The organism is Flavobacterium columnare (genome assembly GCF_014844295.1).
GTDB lineage: Bacteria > Bacteroidota > Bacteroidia > Flavobacteriales > Flavobacteriaceae > Flavobacterium > Flavobacterium columnare.
In genome coordinates this window covers 2528287-2548108 of record NZ_CP054494.1, presented here as the reverse complement: position 1 = coordinate 2548108, position 19822 = coordinate 2528287, and the positions used below count along the sequence as shown (strand labels likewise).

13 protein-coding genes are annotated in these 19822 nt (G+C 30.1%); 7 read left to right on the top strand and 6 right to left on the bottom strand.

The window, feature by feature from the left end; genetic code table 11:
• Positions 1–123: 123 nt before the first annotated feature.
• The 3 genes from gap to HUE53_RS11095 all read right to left on the bottom strand — a co-directional run bounded on the left by gap (position 124) and on the right by HUE53_RS11095 (position 6992).
• Positions 124–1122, bottom strand: coding sequence for a type I glyceraldehyde-3-phosphate dehydrogenase (gene gap / locus HUE53_RS11105; protein ID WP_014165428.1), 999 nt, complete (start codon positions 1120–1122; stop codon positions 124–126).
• A 175-nt stretch (positions 1123–1297) separates the two neighbouring features.
• Positions 1298–2287, bottom strand: a complete 990-nt coding sequence (pfkA, locus tag HUE53_RS11100; protein ID WP_014165429.1) for a 6-phosphofructokinase — start codon at positions 2285–2287, stop codon at positions 1298–1300.
• A 160-nt stretch (positions 2288–2447) separates the two neighbouring features.
• Positions 2448–6992, bottom strand: coding sequence for a translocation/assembly module TamB domain-containing protein (locus HUE53_RS11095; RefSeq protein WP_077225123.1), 4545 nt, complete (start codon positions 6990–6992; stop codon positions 2448–2450).
• Positions 6993–7101: 109 nt separating this feature from the next.
• On the opposite strand from HUE53_RS11095, the gene tsaD reads away from it, so the two are divergent.
• The 5 genes from tsaD (at position 7102) to HUE53_RS11070 (ending at position 11460) form a co-directional block, all read left to right on the top strand.
• Complete coding sequence (gene tsaD / locus HUE53_RS11090; RefSeq protein WP_014165431.1) at positions 7102–8118, top strand: tRNA (adenosine(37)-N6)-threonylcarbamoyltransferase complex transferase subunit TsaD; 1017 nt, start codon at positions 7102–7104, stop codon at positions 8116–8118.
• 28 nt (positions 8119–8146) lie between these two features.
• Complete coding sequence (locus HUE53_RS11085) at positions 8147–8851, top strand: 16S rRNA (uracil(1498)-N(3))-methyltransferase (RefSeq protein ID WP_041253410.1); 705 nt, start codon at positions 8147–8149, stop codon at positions 8849–8851.
• Between the two features lie 81 nt (positions 8852–8932).
• Complete coding sequence (locus HUE53_RS11080; RefSeq protein WP_014165433.1) at positions 8933–9583, top strand: DUF4159 domain-containing protein; 651 nt, start codon at positions 8933–8935, stop codon at positions 9581–9583.
• A 4-nt stretch (positions 9584–9587) separates the two neighbouring features.
• Positions 9588–10094 carry a TrmH family RNA methyltransferase gene (locus HUE53_RS11075; RefSeq protein ID WP_014165434.1) on the top strand — a complete coding sequence of 169 codons (507 nt, stop codon included), beginning with the start codon at positions 9588–9590 and terminating at the stop codon, positions 10092–10094.
• A gap of 412 nt (positions 10095–10506) precedes the next feature.
• On the top strand, positions 10507–11460 hold the full coding sequence (locus tag HUE53_RS11070; RefSeq protein WP_014165435.1) for a zinc metalloprotease: 954 nt from the start codon (positions 10507–10509) through the stop codon (positions 11458–11460).
• A gap of 398 nt (positions 11461–11858) precedes the next feature.
• Here HUE53_RS11070 and ypfJ read toward each other — a convergent pair whose 3' ends face one another.
• The 3 genes from ypfJ to HUE53_RS11055 all read right to left on the bottom strand — a co-directional run bounded on the left by ypfJ (position 11859) and on the right by HUE53_RS11055 (position 18000).
• Complete coding sequence (gene ypfJ / locus HUE53_RS11065; RefSeq protein WP_065213457.1) at positions 11859–12713, bottom strand: KPN_02809 family neutral zinc metallopeptidase; 855 nt, start codon at positions 12711–12713, stop codon at positions 11859–11861.
• A gap of 4 nt (positions 12714–12717) precedes the next feature.
• The gene (locus tag HUE53_RS11060; protein WP_065213456.1) at positions 12718–16692 is read right to left on the bottom strand and encodes a PAS domain S-box protein; all 3975 of its coding nucleotides are present in this window, start codon (positions 16690–16692) and stop codon (positions 12718–12720) included.
• A 90-nt stretch (positions 16693–16782) separates the two neighbouring features.
• Entirely contained in the window at positions 16783–18000 is a 1218-nt protein-coding gene (locus HUE53_RS11055) for a glycosyltransferase (protein WP_041253412.1), read from the bottom strand.
• Between the two features lie 75 nt (positions 18001–18075).
• Between HUE53_RS11055 and miaE the strand changes: the two genes are divergently transcribed.
• Together miaE and HUE53_RS11045 are read left to right on the top strand one after the other, a co-directional pair.
• The gene (miaE, locus tag HUE53_RS11050) at positions 18076–18657 is read left to right on the top strand and encodes a tRNA-(ms[2]io[6]A)-hydroxylase (RefSeq protein WP_014165439.1); all 582 of its coding nucleotides are present in this window, start codon (positions 18076–18078) and stop codon (positions 18655–18657) included.
• A 209-nt stretch (positions 18658–18866) separates the two neighbouring features.
• Positions 18867–19670 (top strand): TIGR00266 family protein, encoded by an 804-nt coding sequence (locus HUE53_RS11045; RefSeq protein WP_014165440.1) that lies wholly within the window; start codon positions 18867–18869, stop codon positions 19668–19670.
• Positions 19671–19822: the final 152 nt, after the last annotated feature.

Here is a 19822-nt window from a genome sequence, read left to right as displayed (position 1 = left end):
TTTTTTTACTAGTCTTTTTTTTAGTAAATAACATTATCAATCAAGAAATATCGTTTTATTGATAATAAAAAAAATCCCGTTTCATTTAAGAGAAGAAACGGGAGATAAAAATAATCATTTTAGTTATAAATTAGCTATATGTACTGCTAAATCTATTAATTTACTTGAATAACCATACTCATTATCATACCATGATACTATTTTAAAGAATGTTGAGTTAAGACCAATCCCTGCTTTTGAGTCAACAATTGATATTCTTGTATCTCCTACAAAATCTTGTGAAACTACGTCATCCTCTGTAAATCCAAGAATTCCTTTCATTGTGGTTTCTGATGCGTTTTTAAGCACTGCCATAACTTCTTCATAAGATGCTTCTTTAGCTAATTTTACTGTTAAATCTACCACGGATACGTCTGCTGTAGGTACGCGCATAGACATTCCTGTAAGTTTGCCTTTTAAACTTGGAATTACTTTAGCTACTGCTTTAGCGGCTCCTGTTTGGGATGGTATAATATTTAATAAGGCTGAGCGTCCTCCTCTAAAATCTTTTTTAGACGGACCATCTACTGTTAGTTGAGTAGCTGTTGTTGCATGTATAGTAGTCATTAATCCTTCTACTATTTCAAAATTATCATGAATAACTTTGGCCAAAGGAGCTAAACAATTAGTAGTACAAGAAGCATTAGACACAATAGTATCTTTAGCTGATGCTTCGGTATGATTTACTCCCATTACATACATTGGAGCATCTACTGAAGGAGCTGAAATTACGACTTTTTTAGCTCCACCATCAATATGTGCTTGAGCAGTTTCTAGTTTTGTAAAAATTCCTGTACATTCTGCAACTATTTCTGTATTTACCTCATCCCATTTTATCAATCGTGGATCTTTTTCAGCTGTTACTCTTATAGGTTGATCATTTACGAGTAATTTTCCATCTACTACTTCTACTTTTCCATCAAAAGGACCATGAACTGAATCATATTTTAACAAATAAGCTAGATGGTTTATTTCTAAAAGATCATTAATTGCTACTACTTCTACATTATCTCTTTTTAAGATTTCTCTAAATACAATCCGTCCTATACGTCCAAAACCATTAATTCCTATTTTTACTTTCATATCCTATTTTTTTTAAAATTCATTTACAATCGTTTATCTGGATTGATTTTCAATATTTTTAATAATTATTTTAAAATTCTTTAGCAACTCAATATATTTACTCTCATCAATCTGTAGTAATCCGATTTTATATTTTTATATCTAATTTTTATCTTGTGTTGATCTTAATACTTTATTAAGTAGACATGATGTCTGAAACTTTAAGCAATTCTTGATCAATTTTAGAATGACCTTTTATAGCTTGTTCTAAAGGCGTTAAAGCTACTTTATCTTCTAACAATCCTACCATATAATTGGATTTTCCTTCTAAAAGAGATTCAACTGCTTTTACTCCTAGACGAGCTGCTAATACTCTATCAAAACAAGAAGGGGAACCTCCTCTTTGCATGTGACCTAACACAGACACTCGAACGTCATATTCTGGTAAATTTTCTTCGACATATTCTTTTAGTTCGAACACATTTTTACCTATTTTATCTCCTTCTGATACGACTACTATGCTTGATGATTTGCCTGAAGCTTTACTTCTTTTTAAGGATTCTAATAATCGGTCTAATCCTAAATCTTCCTCGGGAATAAGAATTTCTTCTGCGCCCGCTCCTATACCCGCATTTAGGGCAATATGGCCAGCATCACGCCCCATTACTTCCACAAAAAAAAGCCTGTTATGTGAACTAGCTGTATCTCTAATTTTATCAATAGCTTCTACTACGGTGTTTAGGGCGGTATCATATCCTAATGTATGACTTGTACCATAAATATCATTGTCAATGGTACCGGGAATTCCCATTACGGGAAAATTAAATTCTTTATTAAAGATTTCTGCACCGGTAAAGGTTCCATCACCTCCTATTACAACTAGGGCATCTATTTGCGCTTCTTTTATTTTTTTAAAGGCTAATGTTCTGCCTTCTATGGTTCTAAAATCTTTGGAACGAGCAGATTTAAGTATTGTCCCCCCTTTATCTATTATATGGTTTACGGAACGAGCACCCATTTCTTTAAAATCTCCTTCTATCATTCCTTGATAACCTCTATAAATACCTATACATTCTATATTATAAAAGGCACACGTTCTTACAACAGATCGAATTGCCGCATTCATTCCTGGGGAATCTCCACCTGAGGTTAAGACTCCTATTTTCTTTATACTTTTATTTGACATTAAAAAAGGATTTTCAGAATAAGTAAAGTTACGAACACTCTCTTTACTTAAAAATGATAAATATTATTTTTTTTAAGCGTTTTTTACAATCAAAAAGTAATGAAGATTTATAAAACTCTCAAAGAGGATCTAAGATACTATTTTTTATAGAAATAAACAACTAATTTAATTCAGGAATTCTATCTTCCTCTTCTTTTGGTTTTTCAGATGATTTTTTCTGTCTTTTTTCTGTAAATTGAATAATTTCTGGTAATAAATCAGAATCGGGTACCTGTTCTTTTGGTTGGTCTGATTTTCTTTTGGTTTTATTTTTTTTAGAATTAAAAACTTTGTACATCAATTCTTTAAAGGTGTTGAAATCTACTTCATAACTTACCCCTACTCCTTGCGTATAACCAATACCTCCTTGACCCAAATAACTTATATCGTTTTCACGATTGAATACACGAGCCTTTAGCGAACCATCTTCATTTAAACGTAATTGGATCTCTACATCGCCTACCACAACTGATTCGTTTACTCCCCCTACAGGTACACCAAATTTACCATTAATCGTAATTTTATCACTTATTTGCGTAGATACTGTAAAACCTACTCGTCCTCCTGTGCTTGTTTCTTGATTTAAACGGTCGTTTTGCACATAATTTAATCCTAATTTAAAACGATCATCGTTAGCAAATAAGTCGTCAAATAAACTATTTGCACGTTCTAAAATATTACCACTAATAACATTTTCTACGACCCCTTTATCTGATAAAAAACTTCCTGAGGAAATTAACGATAAGGCTTGTTTTTGACGTGTATCAAAATCGTTCAGTTTATAATCTATTTCTGAACGAAGAACAGAGCTAACAGTTGGAAAATTTATAAAAATTTCAGGTGTTGGATTCGTTAATTTGTCTGTTAGTTTAATGACTACTTCTGTTGGAACTTTTTTATTAAAACTAGGATTATCTAATAATATAGAGGGGTTTGCTTCTGTTTTATAAACGGCTTCCATATTTAGGGTTGCATTTAATGGATCTCCATCCCAAGAAATATATCCTCCATTTTTAACTTTTATTTTTTTATCTATAAAACCACCGTATTTAAAATTATAGACTCCATCATACACTTGAAAATCTCCCCACATATTAAACTTCCCCAAGGTGTTTATCTCCATTAACAAAGAACCACGGCCACGTCCTTTTAGCCCATGGCCATTATTTTTGTTTACAATTACTTCTATTTCTGCAACAGGAGTAATATTTAGTTCAAAATTTAATTCTAAACCATTGTAATCTTTTTCTTTACTTTTTACTTTTTGAGAAGTATTTTTAGAGTTTACAAATTTAATATAGTTTTTTTCTGAACTAGCTTGATCATCATTAATCGGTATTTTTAAAGAAGACCCTTCTGCTGAAGTAGCATTAACATTAATAGCTAACGCGTTTGTAGGCCCTTTAATTGTTGCTTTCCCATCCATATAAGCTGTTCCGTAATACAATGCGCCTTCATGATCTTTTGTATCAAGCACGACAATCCGATCCGAATTAATATTAAAATTTAGATACCAATCACTTAGTTTATTGTGCTTTACCCAACCATCCAGAGTACCTGTTGTTCTAAATTTAGAATCCGTTACCTTCACCTCTCGAAACGAAAATTGATTTTCTGTAACTTCTACTATAGAATTAGTACCAAAATTATAATCCGTATTCAAATAAGGCACTTTTATACCCGATTGATTTAGATAGAGGCGACCATTTATTTCGGGATTGTAAATATCTCCTTCAAATTTGGCTGAACCTGATGCAAGCCCTCTTATATTCGTTATTATATCAGCTCCCATAGGAGTAAAAAAGGAAAGGTCAAAATCTTTGAGCCTCACATCAAGATCCATCAACGTTTTCTTACCCTGAAAATAAAGACTTCCTTCTGTTTTTAAGATATCATTTCCTTTGTTGTTTAAAACAGAATTAATTTTAAAATTCCTAAGGTTATCATCTCCTGTTACTGCTATATCAAATCTTCCTAAAGGCAAATTATTAATACTAAAATCATCCACTGTTAATTCTGAAGCGGGTTCATAAATACTTTTTTCTTGTTTAAAGTCTATATTCCCATTTAGTTTTCCTTTAAATTGCAAATTATCGACAGCAGGTGTAATCTTATCTAATTCTACATCCTTAAATGACAATCGAAGGTCTTTATAGGTAGAATCTTGTAAAACGCCCATTAATTCCATTGTCTGATCATTATGGGATAGTGAAATTTTTTCAATAGAAAAATCTGTTAGTTTTTTATTGAATACAATTTTGTTATTACGTTCTTCTTTTTCGTTTAAAAACCATAAGTAATTTTTAAAATTAATTTCTGACTTTTTAATTCCTACTACACTCTTATTATCTTTACCAATGGTATGGTATAAGTTTAAATTATAAAAATCCTCTGCTTTGTTTCCTCCTTTAAATTCAGTTCTAACAAATAACGTATCGTTTGAGGTTACATTTATCAAACTCATTTTTGAAACTTTATAGTATTTTGTTTTAATACTATCCATTTCTACATAAGCATTGTAAAGAGGGTTTTTATTATCTATATCTACACTTATATTATCAAATTCATTATCGTATGCTTTTATTTTTGGGGATTTAAAATTAAATTTGAATAAACCTTCATTAGAATCTATTTCTCCTTTCATAAAGGTGTTTTCTCCTAATGAAATTTCAGGATAAAATATTTCTATTAGTTTACTGTATACATTAAAATCAAACTTCATAAACTGTCCTTTACTCACTTTATTAGGTGAATAATTGGCATAAAGACTTCCCAGTGAATTTTCTATTAAATTGGGTAATTCTTTAAACTTGAAGATTCCTTCTACTTTTCCTTCTACTATATCGGGAGAATTGATAGTAATCGTCCTAAAACCATCTTTCTCAAAAGTAGATTTAACCATGAAATCATCAAAAAAATAAGTTTCTTTGGGGTTTTCATACGAGGTTTTATTTATGTACACATTACCATAAATATTATCAATTGAATTCCCTTGTAAATCCATCCTTACATCTCCTCTAAAAACAGAAACTGCATCAGGAGTGTATACATTTAGTTTTTTTAGGTTAGCATATTCTACTTTTGCGTGAAAATTATATTTACTTTCTTTTCTAGTTAAATCTAGGAACCCATCAAAATCCATAATTAAATTAGGATCATTAGCTTTTATAGAACCTTCAAAAATGGCTTTGTTCATCTGACCATCAACAATTATATTTCTATAATTATATTTGTTATAGTAGAGACTCGTTACAGTTCCTTTTATTTTTGTATTCAAGTACTTTTCAACAAAACCTCTTCCGTCTACTTCTGTATCTAAATTTACGATTCCTAAATCTTTTCGGTTTAAAAATGTCCCTAAATCAAACTCTGTTAGTTTAACATTACCAACATACGTAGCATTATCAATAGCATTAATATGGGTCATTGTTAAATTGGTTTTTACGGCTCCTAAAACGGAAGAAAGTAAAATATTTGCTTTTAATTTATTAAAATCTATTTCTGCCTGGCCATTTAAAGAAAAAGTGCCTAATTTTTTAAAATTAGTGGGTATTTTTTTTCCTAAAATATTAGGTAGTATTTTAATTAAATCTTGATAAGTAGAAGTTATTTTAGAAAAGCGTCCTTTTACGTAATAAGTATTTTCATGTTTTGAAAAAAGATTTTTAAATTGAAAATCACCTTTTATTTGTGATCCAAAATCATCTAATACAATCAATCTTTTTGTAAAAAAATTATTTAATGTCCCTAATAATTTACCTTTTACTCGGTATTTTAAATTTTTCCCAAATTCGTCATAAAATTTATTCAGATCATTAGAAGAAAGTATTCCTTCTTGGATTTTCACATCAAATAAAACTTTGTTATTAAAATCAGAAAAGTCTTTACGATCGTAACGTAATTCTACATCTCCTATTAAATTCGATTCTGGTGTTTTTAATTTGAGATGTGCGAGGTGTATATTTTTTTTTGTATATGTAAAATCAGATGATGATTCTTCTATTTCTATTCCTCGGTTATCTACAAATGACATTTCATCAATTTGAGTTGTAACATCAGGTCCTAAAATTTTAAAGCTATGTGTTTCTGCATTTAATTTTTTAGCACTAAAAACCAAAGGATTGGACATATTATCATCCCAAAAATAAAATTCACTATTCATCAGGTGAATAGTATTTATGGTCATTAAAAACTTTTTCTTAGAGGTAGAAGGCTTTCCATCATCAAAAAGCTCAATAAATTTATCTAAATTCGTATCGCGTTCACCTTTATAATTCCTAATTTTAAACTTAAGACCATCCATTCTGACTTCGCCAAAATGCAAATCACCGTCTATTAACTTTTTTAAATCCAGAATATTCGTTTTTAACACATTGATATGAAACAATGTATCTTTTTTATAATCCTTAATAAAAACTTTTTTGAGTTTAACTCCTCCAAAAACAGTAAAGTTAGCTTCTTGAACAGTAATATCAGTACCAAATTCTTTATTTAAATACTCCGTTGCATACTGTCCTAATCGTGTTTGAACAGAGGGCATAGAAAGAACTATAGCCAATAGGAGTAACAAGAATGCAATTCCAAGAAAAAAATACATCTTGATTTTTAAAACAGTCATCCACAGACTTTTTTTATTTTTTTTTACTCCATCTTCTTGCTCTTCCAAAGGAAATATTTTTTTGAGTTAAAATTTAGTAACTTTGCACAGGTTGTAAAAATAATCTATTCCTTGATTTTACACAACTTTAGAAACAAATTCTATGCCTTAAAAAAGAATGAAAAACATTTATATACTAGCAATCGAAAGTTCTTGTGATGACACGGCTTGCGCTGTTCTACACAACAATAAAATGTTATCAAATGTTGTTGCTCGTCAGAGTATACATGAAGAATATGGAGGTGTTGTCCCTGAATTAGCTTCTAGAGCGCATCAACAAAACATTGTCCCTGTAGTAGATGTAGCACTAAAAAAAGCAGGAATTACAAAAGAACAGTTATCAGCCATAGCATTTACACAAGGCCCTGGTCTAATGGGCTCCTTATTAGTAGGAACTTCTTTTGCCAAAAGCATGGCAATGGCGTTAAACATCCCCTTAATAGCCGTTAACCACATGCACGCTCATATATTAGCTCATTTTATACACGAAGAAGGTTTTTCTAAACCAGATTTTCCGTTTTTAGCACTGACTATATCAGGCGGACACACTCAAATTGTAAAAGTAAATAGTTTTTTTGATATGAAAATTATTGGGGAAACAACTGATGATGCTGTTGGCGAAGCTTTTGACAAATCTGCCAAAATACTAGGATTACCTTATCCTGGCGGACCGCTTATTGATCAATATGCTCAACTAGGAAATCCTAAACGCTTTCAGTTTACCAAACCAAAAGTTGATGGTCTTAATTTTAGCTTTAGCGGACTTAAAACACAAATTTTATATTTTATTCAAAAAAATGTAAAGGAAAACCCTAACTTCATTTCTGAAAATTTAAATGATATCTGCGCGTCTATACAATATACCATAATTAGAATATTAATGGATAAGATCAAAGAGGCTTCTATCCAAACAGGAATTAAACAAATTGCAATAGGGGGTGGCGTTTCAGCGAATAGCGGTATCCGCCAAACACTAAAAGATACTGAAAAAAAATATGGTTGGAAAACCTTTATCCCAAAATTTGAATACACCACAGATAATGCAGGCATGATAGGTATAGTTGGGTACTATAAATTTTTAGAAAATCATTTTAGCGATAATTCCGTAACTTCTAAAGCAAGAATTGAGTTTTAACAAACCATTAACTACAAATAAAGAGATAATGCAATTATTCTATAATCCATATATAACCATTGCTTCGACAGATTTTTATTTTGACAAAGAAGAAAGCAAACACATAGTAAAGGTATTACGCAAAAAAGAAGGCGATATTTTATTTGTTACTAATGGCTTTGGTTTTTTATTTGAAACAGAAATCACTTTAGCTTCAGAAAAAAAATGCTCTATAAAAATTAACAATCATAAAACCTTTAACCAAACTGGGTTTTACTTGCACCTAGCCGTTGCTCCTACTAAAATGAATGAACGTTATGAATGGTTTTTAGAAAAAGCAACCGAAATAGGCATACATGAAATAACACCTATTATTTGCGAGCATTCTGAAAGAACTTCTATAAAGACAGACCGCTTTGATAAAATCATCCAATCCGCCATGAAACAATCCAATCAGTTTCATTTACCCAAATTAAACAAAGCTATCTCTTTTAAAGATTTTATTAATAAAGATTTTGAAGGACAACTGTTCATTGCTCATTGTGAAGATTCTGATAAAAAAAATTTAAAAAAAGAAATTACGCCCAATTCTAAATACACGATCTTAATTGGCCCTGAGGGTGATTTTTCGGAAAAAGAAATCCGATTAGCTGTAAATAAAGGTTTCATACCTGTAACTTTAGGAAACACAAGATTACGAACGGAAACCGCAGCAGTTGTTGCCTGTCATAGTGTGGTTTTTAGTAATGAATAATTAAAATACTTTTTAAAATTTAGATTTATATCAATTACAATATTATTTTTACAAAATAAAATAAGACTCACGCGGTAAAAAATGTTTAGAACAGATCTTATAATTTTTAGTTTTTTAGCTTTTTTTAGCTCTCCTCTTTTCTCTCAAGAAATAGCTTTACTAAAATACAATGGAGGTGGCGATTGGTATGCTAATCCCACATCATTACCTAATTTAATAAAATTTACAAATCAAACAATCAACACGCGTATCAAACAAAAACCCTCTACTGTAACTCCTGGTAGTAGCGATATTTTTTCATATCCCTTTATACACATGACAGGACACGGAAATGTGGTTTTTAGTCCTCAAGAAGCCGAAAATTTAAGAAACTATCTAAATGCAGGAGGCTTTTTACATATAGATGACAATTATGGAATGGATCAATATGTACGAAATGAAATTAAAAAACTTTTCCCTAATCAATCTTTAATAGAAATTCCTACTTCACATACTATTTTTCAAAAACCATACCCTTTTCCATCCGGATTACCTAAAATTCACGAACATGATGGCAAAAGACCACAGGCTTTTGGTCTATTTTTAAACAATCGCCTAGTATTATTATACACTTATGAATGCGACTTAGGCGATGGATGGGAAGATTATGAAGTTCATAACAACCCCAAGGAAGTACGTGAAAAAGCTTTAAAAATGGGAGCTAATATCCTAAATTACGTTTTTAACCATTAGTCATTTGGAACAACTTAATCATTACAATACTGCTTTCAATTCTAAAAAATTCCCAATCACATTAGTGTGTGATGGTGTCTATTTTCAAGAAAATATAGGAAGTATTTTTAGAATTTGTGATGCAATGGGCGTTTCTAAAATTATTTTTTCAGGTTCAAAATTTATCTTTTCTGAACGCAAAATCAATAAAACATCTAGAAGTACTCATAAAAGGGTTCCTTTTGAAATCATTAAAGAACAAGAATTACTTATTAATCATCTACATTCAACTTCTTCTATCTGTATTGCACTAGAAATCACCCAAACCAGCATCCCTCTGAACAAAATAAAAATAAACCTAAACCAACCTATTACTCTAATAATAGGCAACGAAATAAACGGAATTTCAACTGAGATCCTAAAATTATCTACAATCCACACACATATTCCTATGTTTGGATATAACAGCAGCATGAATGTTGCACAAGCATTATCTATAGCACTTTACGAACTAACTCTTCAATTAACTTAATACAATTTCATAGCAAATACCTAAAACGGTTGCCTCCTTTTTGCTTTAACCCAGATTGTTCTTTAGCCTTTATAATGAAGATAAAAAGGCAAAGAAGATGAAAATATATAGATTTTTTTTTCGTAAATATAGTTTTCGTATGTTCAGAACCAAAAACTGAATACTTTTTTAAAATTCAAAATTCTTTTTATTTATAATAAATCCCTAATGCGTATCTATTACTCTTAAAAACTATATAAATTACACAACAAAATACATGAATAAATGCAAAATACATATTTTAAATAAAAAATAAATAAATACTTTTCTAAAAAAATCATAATTTTTTATAATAAACGTTTTGTAATTAAAATATATTTCATATCATTGCAGCAGAATAAAACAAATTTTATCAACCAAAAACCAAAAAAATATGAAAAAAGTTTTATTATCCGCATCAGTAGCGTTAATGATGTTTTCTTGTCAAAAAGAAGACAATTCTCCAACAGATCAAGTAGAAACTGCTGCTCATAGAGGATGTGCATCGCATGAAGTACTGGAAAGACAAATGCAAGAAGACCCCTCTTTAGCTTCTAGAATGGCATCTTTCGAAAAACAAGCATCTGAAGCAATTAAAAACAATCGTTTAGTAAACGGTGTTATTGAAATTCCTGTTATTTTCAACGTATTATACAATGGTAGCACAGAAAACATTTCATTAGCTCAATTACAATCACAAATTGATGTATTAAATGCCGATTATGCAGCTACAAATGCTGATTATAACACAGCTAACAATCCTTATTCTTCTGTAAGAAGTGGTAATTTTAACGTTCGATTTGTTTTAGACCAAGTAATTCGTAAAAGCACTAAAAAGAGAAGTTGGGGAACTGATGACTCTATGAAAAAATCAACACAAGGTGGTATAAGCCCTACTTCTCCAACTACAAAATTAAATATTTGGGTTTGTAATTTAGGTTCAAGTTTATTAGGATATGCTCAATTTCCTGGAGGTGCCGCTGCAACCGACGGTGTAGTACTACATTATAAATATACAGGCACAACAGGTACAGCTACTGCCCCATTTAATTTAGGTAGAACAGCTACTCACGAAGTAGGCCACTGGATGAACTTACGTCATATTTGGGGTGATGCAAATTGCGGAAATGATTTTGTAGCAGATACTCCTCTACATGATTCAGCTAACTATGGAGTTCCTACCGCAGGACACAAATCTACTTGTACTGGTACCCCACTAGAAATGTATATGAACTATATGGATTACACTGACGACAGAGGTATGTATATGTTCTCTCAAGGACAAAAAGAAAGATCATTAGCTATCTTTGCTGCTGGTGGAGCTAGAGCATCATTTGCTCAACCATAATAGAATCATATTTTCCTCATATAATATTTTTTTAACCTTAGCCTGATCTTTTGGTCAGGCTTTTGTTTTTATGTTATTATTTTTACTTCATTTTCCCAAAAGTATCTTAATACTTTCTCTTTAAATAACTTAACATACGATGCAATCATTATTTTTGAATCGGTCAATTTCTATTCTATAAGCTAGCTATTTTTTCAGAAATTTTCTTAACATTATTATCTCCTCTTCTAAAACCTCTTTCAGAAATCCTTTTTCAAATAATTTCTATCTAAACTTTATAACTTTTCCTATTCTTCTTAGTTTCTTAAGTAAACCCTTAATTTAAAGCATAAATGATATTATAAAGTATTTTTGTTTTTATATATTGTAAAGAAATTCTTAAAAATCTTATCTTTTTCCTACTTTATTTCCAAAAAAGTATCACCTGCTCGTAAATCACCTGTTTGATAGCCTTTTAAAAACCATTTTTTACGTTGCTCAGAAGTACCGTGGGTAAATGATTCAGGCACAACATACCCTTGCAATCTTTTTTGGATTGCATCATCTCCTACTGCTTGTGCAGCACTTAAAGCTTCATCAATATCGTCTGGATCTAAATATTTCTGATTATGTTTAGCCCAAACCCCCGCGTAAAAATCTGCTTGCAACTCTAAAGCTACCGATAAACGATTGCCTTCTTCTTGAGTCGTTTTTTGTTGCAACTGTCGTACTTTATTGGAAGTCCCTATAACTGTTTGTAAATGGTGTCCAACCTCATGTGCAATAACATAAGCTGTTGCAAAATCTCCTCCTTTAGCACCAAAACGAGTTCTTAATTCTTCAAAAAAAGCTAAGTCCATATATACCTTTTCATCTCCAGGACAATAAAAAGGGCCTGAAGCTGCGGAAGCACTGCCACAAGCTGTTTCAACTGCATCTGTAAATAAAACCATTTTAGGATTTCTGTAATTAATATTGTTTTCTTTAGATAATTTACCAAAAATATCTTCTGTATCAGCAAAAACAGTGGCTACAAATTTCCCCATTTCTTTTTCTTCTGGTGTAAGAGAACGTTGTGAGGCTACTTCTTGAGCACTGGATTGATTCATTTGTTCTAAAACAGGGGCTATCATTTTACCAGTTTCTCCTCCAAAAAGATTTAATAAAAGGATAATAATTCCTAATACTCCTCCTCCTGCTATCATTTTTCCACCTACTGGTACACCTCTTCTATCTTCAACATTATCACTTTGACGTCTTCCTTGCCACTTCATCTTGTTATTTTTTATTTATGTTTAACCATTTAAATATTGTTGTTTCAAAAAACTCTTTATCTATAGGTTTAGAAATATAGTCATTCATACCTACTTCTAGACATTTTTCTCTTTCTCCTTTTATAGTTCCTGCTGTAAGTGCTATGATTGGAATTTTTTTATCAATTTTTCTAATTTCTAAGGATACTTCATATCCATTCATCAAAGGCATCTGAATATCTAATAGTATTAGATCAGGAGCATTTTGAGCATATTGTTCAACCCCTACAATTCCATTTTCGGCTTCAAAAATAATCACATGAGGCACTATTTTTCTTAAAAGTGTTTTAGCTAACATCATGTTGATTTTATTATCTTCTACTATTAATATTTTAAATTCATTATTTTTGAATTTCTCAAATGCTATTGTTTTTAGATCTTCAAGAGTTTCTTTCTTTTTTTGAATACTGTAATCTTCGCATTCTACGTTTTGTGTACAAAAAACTAAATCTAGTTCAAAAAAGAAAGTACTCCCTAATTTATAATTGCTTTCTAACTGAAGTTGAGTTCCCATTAAACTCAAAATATTATTAGAAATAGTCAAACCTAACCCCGTGCCTCCATATTTTCTGGTTGTTGAGTTATCTTCTTGAGAAAAAGGTTCAAAGATTTTCTGATGATTACTTTTTCTTATACCTATACCACTATCATGAACAAGGAATTGAACTTTAGCTTTATTTTCTTGAATTTCTTTTAGTTTTAGTTCTAAAACTACTTCTCCTTCATTTGTAAATTTAACGGCATTTGATAATAAATTTAATAAAACTTGTTTTATTCTTAAAGGGTCTATGGAAACATATTTAGGTATTTTTTCATCAAATTTAAAGTTTAGCGCAATTCCTTTTTTTTCAGAGTCAAAACGTATAATTTTAACAATTTGCAGTATTAAATCATATAGGTTTGATTTTTTAAACTCTAATTCTAATTTTCCCATTTCAATTTTTGAAAAATCCAGAATATCATTTACCACCTCTAACAAGATTTTAGCAGATTCATTTACTGTTGATAAATATTCGTTTTGAGTAGCGTCTAGTTCTGTTTGTTTCATTAATCCCGAAAATCCTATAATAGCATTTAAAGGTGTTCTGATTTCATGGCTCATATTAGCCAAAAATTCGGATTTAGCTTTATTGGAAGTTTCGGCATACTCTCGAGCTTTAATTTCTTTTTCTATTAATTTTTTTTCTGTTACATCAACTAAAATTCCTCCTATATAAGAAACTTTACCGTCTTTGATAACAGTATCACTAAATTCTTCAATCCAAATATATTCTCCGGATTTTTTCTTAATTCTATAGATTAATTGGAAGGGGATATTGCCTTCAAAAGCTCTTTTATTTTCGTATACTACTTTTGCTTTATCCTCTTTATGGGTCAAATCAATTAAATATACTTTACCTTCTAAAAATTCTTCACGAGTATACCCTGTTAGGTTTTCTATTTTGTCACTGATGTATATTTTAGAAAATTTTTGATCATATTCTGACAAGAATACGACTCCTGGTATATTATCAGCTAGTAATTTAAATTGTTTTTGTGATTCTTCGATCAAATTCAAATTTTCAATTCTTTCGATCGTAATAGAAACATTATTAGCTAAAATTTGTAAGATACTTACCTCTTCTTCTGTCCATTCACGTTCTCTAGAACAGTCATCAAATCCTAGAAAACCTCGAAAAGCATCATTTATAAATATAGGGAATAGTAAAATAGATAGTATTCCTTGTGAACGCAATCTTTGATAAATAAAAGGATTTTCTATTTGAGAACTTTTAGCTCTAAATACCTGTTTTTTTGATAACACTTCATAATAAATTAAATTATCTTTATGATGCATTTTTTGCAACGATTTGTTATTTATTTCTGGTTGTATATTTTTATTCTTATTTACCCATTCGTTCTTTTGGCTGAAATAATGTTCCACTTCATTATTTTCAAAATAATAAATTCGATCAATATTAGTGGCTTGGCCTACAATAGAAAAAATCTCTTCAAATAACTGATCTAAATCATCATTCTTGAGTAATTTTTCTGTTGAAACAGCAATTGCTGTTAGTATTTTTGTTTTTTCTTCTAATTTTTCTTCTGTCTCCCTTCTTTTATACGTTTCAATTGCCAATGAAACTACATCTGCTATTGATCTTGCAAAGTTAATATCATCATTATCCCATTCTCTTTTTTGTTTGGTTGCTTCAAAACTTAATAAAGAATGCAACTCTCCATTAATAAAAACAGGAAGATTGAGCATAGATTTAATTTTTTCTTTTAAAAAATAATCATTTACAAACTCATTAGTATAAAAATATTCGTATACATTATTCGCTACAATTAATTGTTCTTTTTCTAGATATTCGAAATAATTAGGATGGTCTGATTTAAAAAACACCAATCCCTCTTTAAATATATCTAACTCTAAATCATATAAAGAAAAACAATTAAGGCTTAATCGATCATAAGTCCAATAACTCACTCTATCTATTAGTGTTCCTTCCGCAGCAGATTTTAGTATAAGATTAATTCTGTCATTAAAACTTTCTTCTTCTTTATAAGATAGAGTAGCTAATTTATTTATTGTTTTATTGAAATTTTCATTTTTCCTTTGCCTGTTATTTTGTTCTATTTCTATATTCTTTAGCAAAGTAATATCCCTTGCTATTGCAGAAAAACCTAAAATTTCTCCCTCTTGATTTTTTTTAACATTTACTTTTTGAGACAACCATAATTCCGTACCTTCATTAACAATAATTGGAAATTCTATAGAGGGAATACTTTTCCTTCCTAATAAATTGGAACGATAAAACTGGAATACTTCTTTTTTATAATCTTCTCTAATAAAAAGGGAGAAATTTTCACCAATTACATCTTCATCTCTTAAATTAAATAATGATTTAGCAAATGTATTTACAAAAGTAAACCTTCCTTCTTTATCTATTTCATAAATAATATCGGTTGCGGTTTCTATTAGATTTTTATATTGATGGTCTAAATTAATCAGTCCTGTAATATCCTGACCAATATTCAGGTAGATATTTCCAGAATATTTAACATTCTTCCATTGTATGTAGCGGTAGGCCCCCTGTTTTGTTAATACCTTACGAGTATAAAACTCATGATTAGTTTGATAGTTTTCAATTGAATATTCTGGATCTTCTATTAAAGTTAAAAAACTAATTCCTTTTAGATCATCAGAACTATATCCTAAAATATTTTTTACATTTTCAGAACAGTAAACGATTATTCCGTTTGTATTAATCCCTATAATTAAAGTTGCTTTTCTATTAATAGCATTGTTGGTAAATAAAAAATTGTCTTTTGCTTTATACTTTATAATATAGCGTACATGATTTATTAAAGAAATCATTAAACAACTACAACTCAAAGTAACAAACATTATTGGGCTAAGTACTTTGTAATAAAACAAAAATATTATGAGCAAATAATTACAGATTACAAAGACCCAGTAAAAATGTATACGAGTAAAAAGACTATAAGAAAAAAAGAATAAAACAATCCAGTCAAAATAAGTAAACACATGTTCTGGATGGATCACTATACGTAATAAGGTAATAAAAAAACAACTAAAAAAAATAAGAGTAAAAAAGACTCCTAAATGTTTTTCTACAAATGAAATTTTATAACTAGCTACATATAAAAAAAGTAAAATGGTAGCAACAGTAAGGTTAATAGGAAAAAATTCTTCTTGTCGTAGATGAAAAAAATCAATTATAAACTCTATTAAAGGCAATGCAATTCCTACAAACAAAAAGTATAATCGATATTGCTCATTAGCTCCTTCAACCTCTGAAAAATCATATATAATTTCAGGATTAACAACCGATTTTTTAAAAAATCCGTAATACCCAACAAAAAAAGCAATAAATAAGAAAAAAAGTATATACCAAGATAACTGGTAAATATTTAATCCTAACCAATGAATCATTTGAAAAACCAAAATCCTAATCAAAAATATACAATTTAACTTTTATCCTAAATACCTAATAAAAATACAAAAAAAACAACTACATAATAATTATTTCTTACTTTTTTCCTCTATCCATTTCGACATATATTTTGTACTTGCAAATTGGTTTTGCGATAATAACTTACCAATAAAATTTTGATTCCTATGACTATTTATTCCTTTTTTCAATTTCAATATAAATTCTTTAAACAAACTTTTATATAATTCTTTTTTAAACTTTTCAAGAATAATTTTTTCTCCTTTTTTACAGGATTCTTCCCAAATTTCTTTTTCTCGGTACAAAGTTATGGACTTTTCAATAAAGTCTTTCATATTATCTGCCACATAACCGTTCCAATATCCGATAGAACTTATGCCTTCTACTCCAATAGACGTGGTTATTGATGGCGTATTTACTACCATTGCTTCCAACAACTTCCCTTTTATTCCCGCACCAAATCGTAAAGGAGCTAACAAAACTTTACTTTCTTCTAGTACATCATATACACAGGAGGCTCTCCCTCTGATACAAAAACCTTCTTTTTCATTATTTAACTGATTTATTTTAGGAGAAACATAAGCCCCATAAACATTAAGATTTATATTAGGTAATTCTTTACGTATGTCTTTCCAAATCATTTTTAGCTGAAGAACGGCATCGTAATTCGGCTCGTGTAAAAAATTCCCGATAAAAACAAAATTTTTCCTATCCTCATAAGCACGTGTCTGAACTTTGTTTGAATAAAAAATTGGCAAATAATAAAGTAGTGTTTTATCTATCTTAAAAACATTTTGTAATACCTCTATTTCAAATTCGGAAATTATCAAAGTTAAATCTGATCTATATATACTAGCTATTTCTCTTAGAGCCAATGGTTCTTCTACTAAATTTTTGATTTCAAAAACCATATTTTTTTTTACTGCTGTGTGTCTAGCATAACGTAAGCAATGCAAATCTTCTGAATCCAATATACGTATTGCTTTAGGACAAGTAGTAGCTACACGCCATCCAAATTGTTCTTCTGATATAAACCGATCAAAAACCACCATAACTGGATCAATCTTTAAAACAAAATCATCAAAACTAGCATGATTTAGCTCAATGGCATATTCTACTACATCAATAGATGATAGGTCAAATGAATTTTCTGTTTTTTGTGCAGTTGAAGCAAAAATTACTTTATATCCCAAATCTTTATACAAACTAATGAGTTGCAAAATCCTAGTCCCAGCAGCAGAAGAAGTGGGCTCTGGAAAAACTAAACCTATAAATAAAACTGTCTCCAAGTCTTTTTTTTGCACAAAATAACAACTATAAATTAGGAGTAAAAAATGTAATTTTGTATTTCAATAATTTTTTATATGTTAGGATTAAAACTTAAAACAGACCCTAGATGGGCTAATATAGCAGAAGGAAATCTTGCTGAAATTCTTTCAGATCATGCGTGGTGCGAGCAAAAAGCCGCAACTAACGCAATTAACCTCATCATTAATAACTCAGAAAAAGAAGATCTAGTAACTGAAATGACTAAAATAGCCATTGAAGAAATGGATCATTTTAGAATGGTACATGACATTATTAAGGAACGTAATTATGAGTTTACTCGTGAGCGCAAAGATGATTACGTAGGACAATTAACTAAATTTTTAAAAAAAGACGGAAGTCGCGAACAATCTATGATTGACCGTTTATTATTTGCTGCTATGATTGAAGCCAGAAGTTGTGAACGTTTTAAAGTTCTTTCTGAAAATATTCAAGATCAAGAATTATCTAAATTTTATAGAGAGCTTATGATTTCTGAAGCCAATCATTACACTACTTTTTTAAATTTTGCTAGAAAATATGGCGAAAGGGACTATGTAGACAACCGTTGGAAAGAATGGATTGCTTATGAAGAAAGTATTATTATAAATTATGGTAAAAAAGAAACCATACATGGTTAAGATGGGCGACCAAAAAATAATTACTTAACGTCTTAGCTCGCCCCCTTCAACAACAGGAAAAACTTCATTATCAACACCATGTAATTTATTTTTCCTGTTCATATTGTTCGATTGAACTCCGTTGGGTCTAAAATTGAGATCTTTAAGCCCTTTTTTTGTAATATTTTCTTACAATATAAAACTTATTATCAACATTAAAAACTAAGAAAATGCAAGCACATGAAATAGATTATCATATTTATGGTGAAGAAATGCAATATGTAGAAATAGAATTAGATCCACAAGAAATAGTTGTTGCAGAAGCAGGAAGCTTTATGATGATGGAAAACGGAATTAAAATGGAAACTATTTTTGGCGATGGTTCAAACTATCAGGATTCTGGAATATTAGGCAAGCTCTTAAGTGCTGGTAAACGCGTATTAACAGGTGAAAGTTTATTTATGACTGCTTACCAAAATCAAGATTTTTCAAAAAGAAAAATTTCCTTTGCCTCTCCGTATCCTGGAAAAATTATTGCTATAGATCTAATGAAATACGGGGGCAAATTTATCTGTCAAAAAGATTCTTTTCTTTGTGCTGCAAAAGGAGTTTCTGTAGGTATTGAATTTTCTCAAAAACTAGGGAGAGGTTTGTTTGGTGGAGAGGGGTTTATTATGCAAAAAATAGAAGGAGATGGTATGGCATTTGTACACTCAGGAGGAACACTTGCTTGTAAAGAATTACAAGTTGGAGAAATTTTAAAAATTGATACAGGCTGTATTGTAGGATTTACGAAAGATATAGATTATGATATAGAATTTATAGGTGGTATAAAAAACACTTTATTTGGCGGAGAAGGTATGTTTTATGCTACTTTAAAAGGTCCAGGAGTAGTTTATATTCAATCTTTGCCTTTTAGTCGTTTAGCTGGACGAATTATTGCTGCATCTACCATAGGAGGTCAAAACAACAAAGAAGAAGGTAGTTTATTAGGAGGGTTGGGTAGGTTATTAGATGGCGATACTAGTTTTTAACCATGTTATAAATGTACTGTCCAAAAATAGGCTAGATACTGTTTTAAGAAAAGTACAAAGGTGGACTGGCTTTGCCTTTTTATTTAATAGAATAACTCCGAAGAGCTTCTTTAAACCTAGATTTATGCATTAGAAATGTAGTACAGATAAAA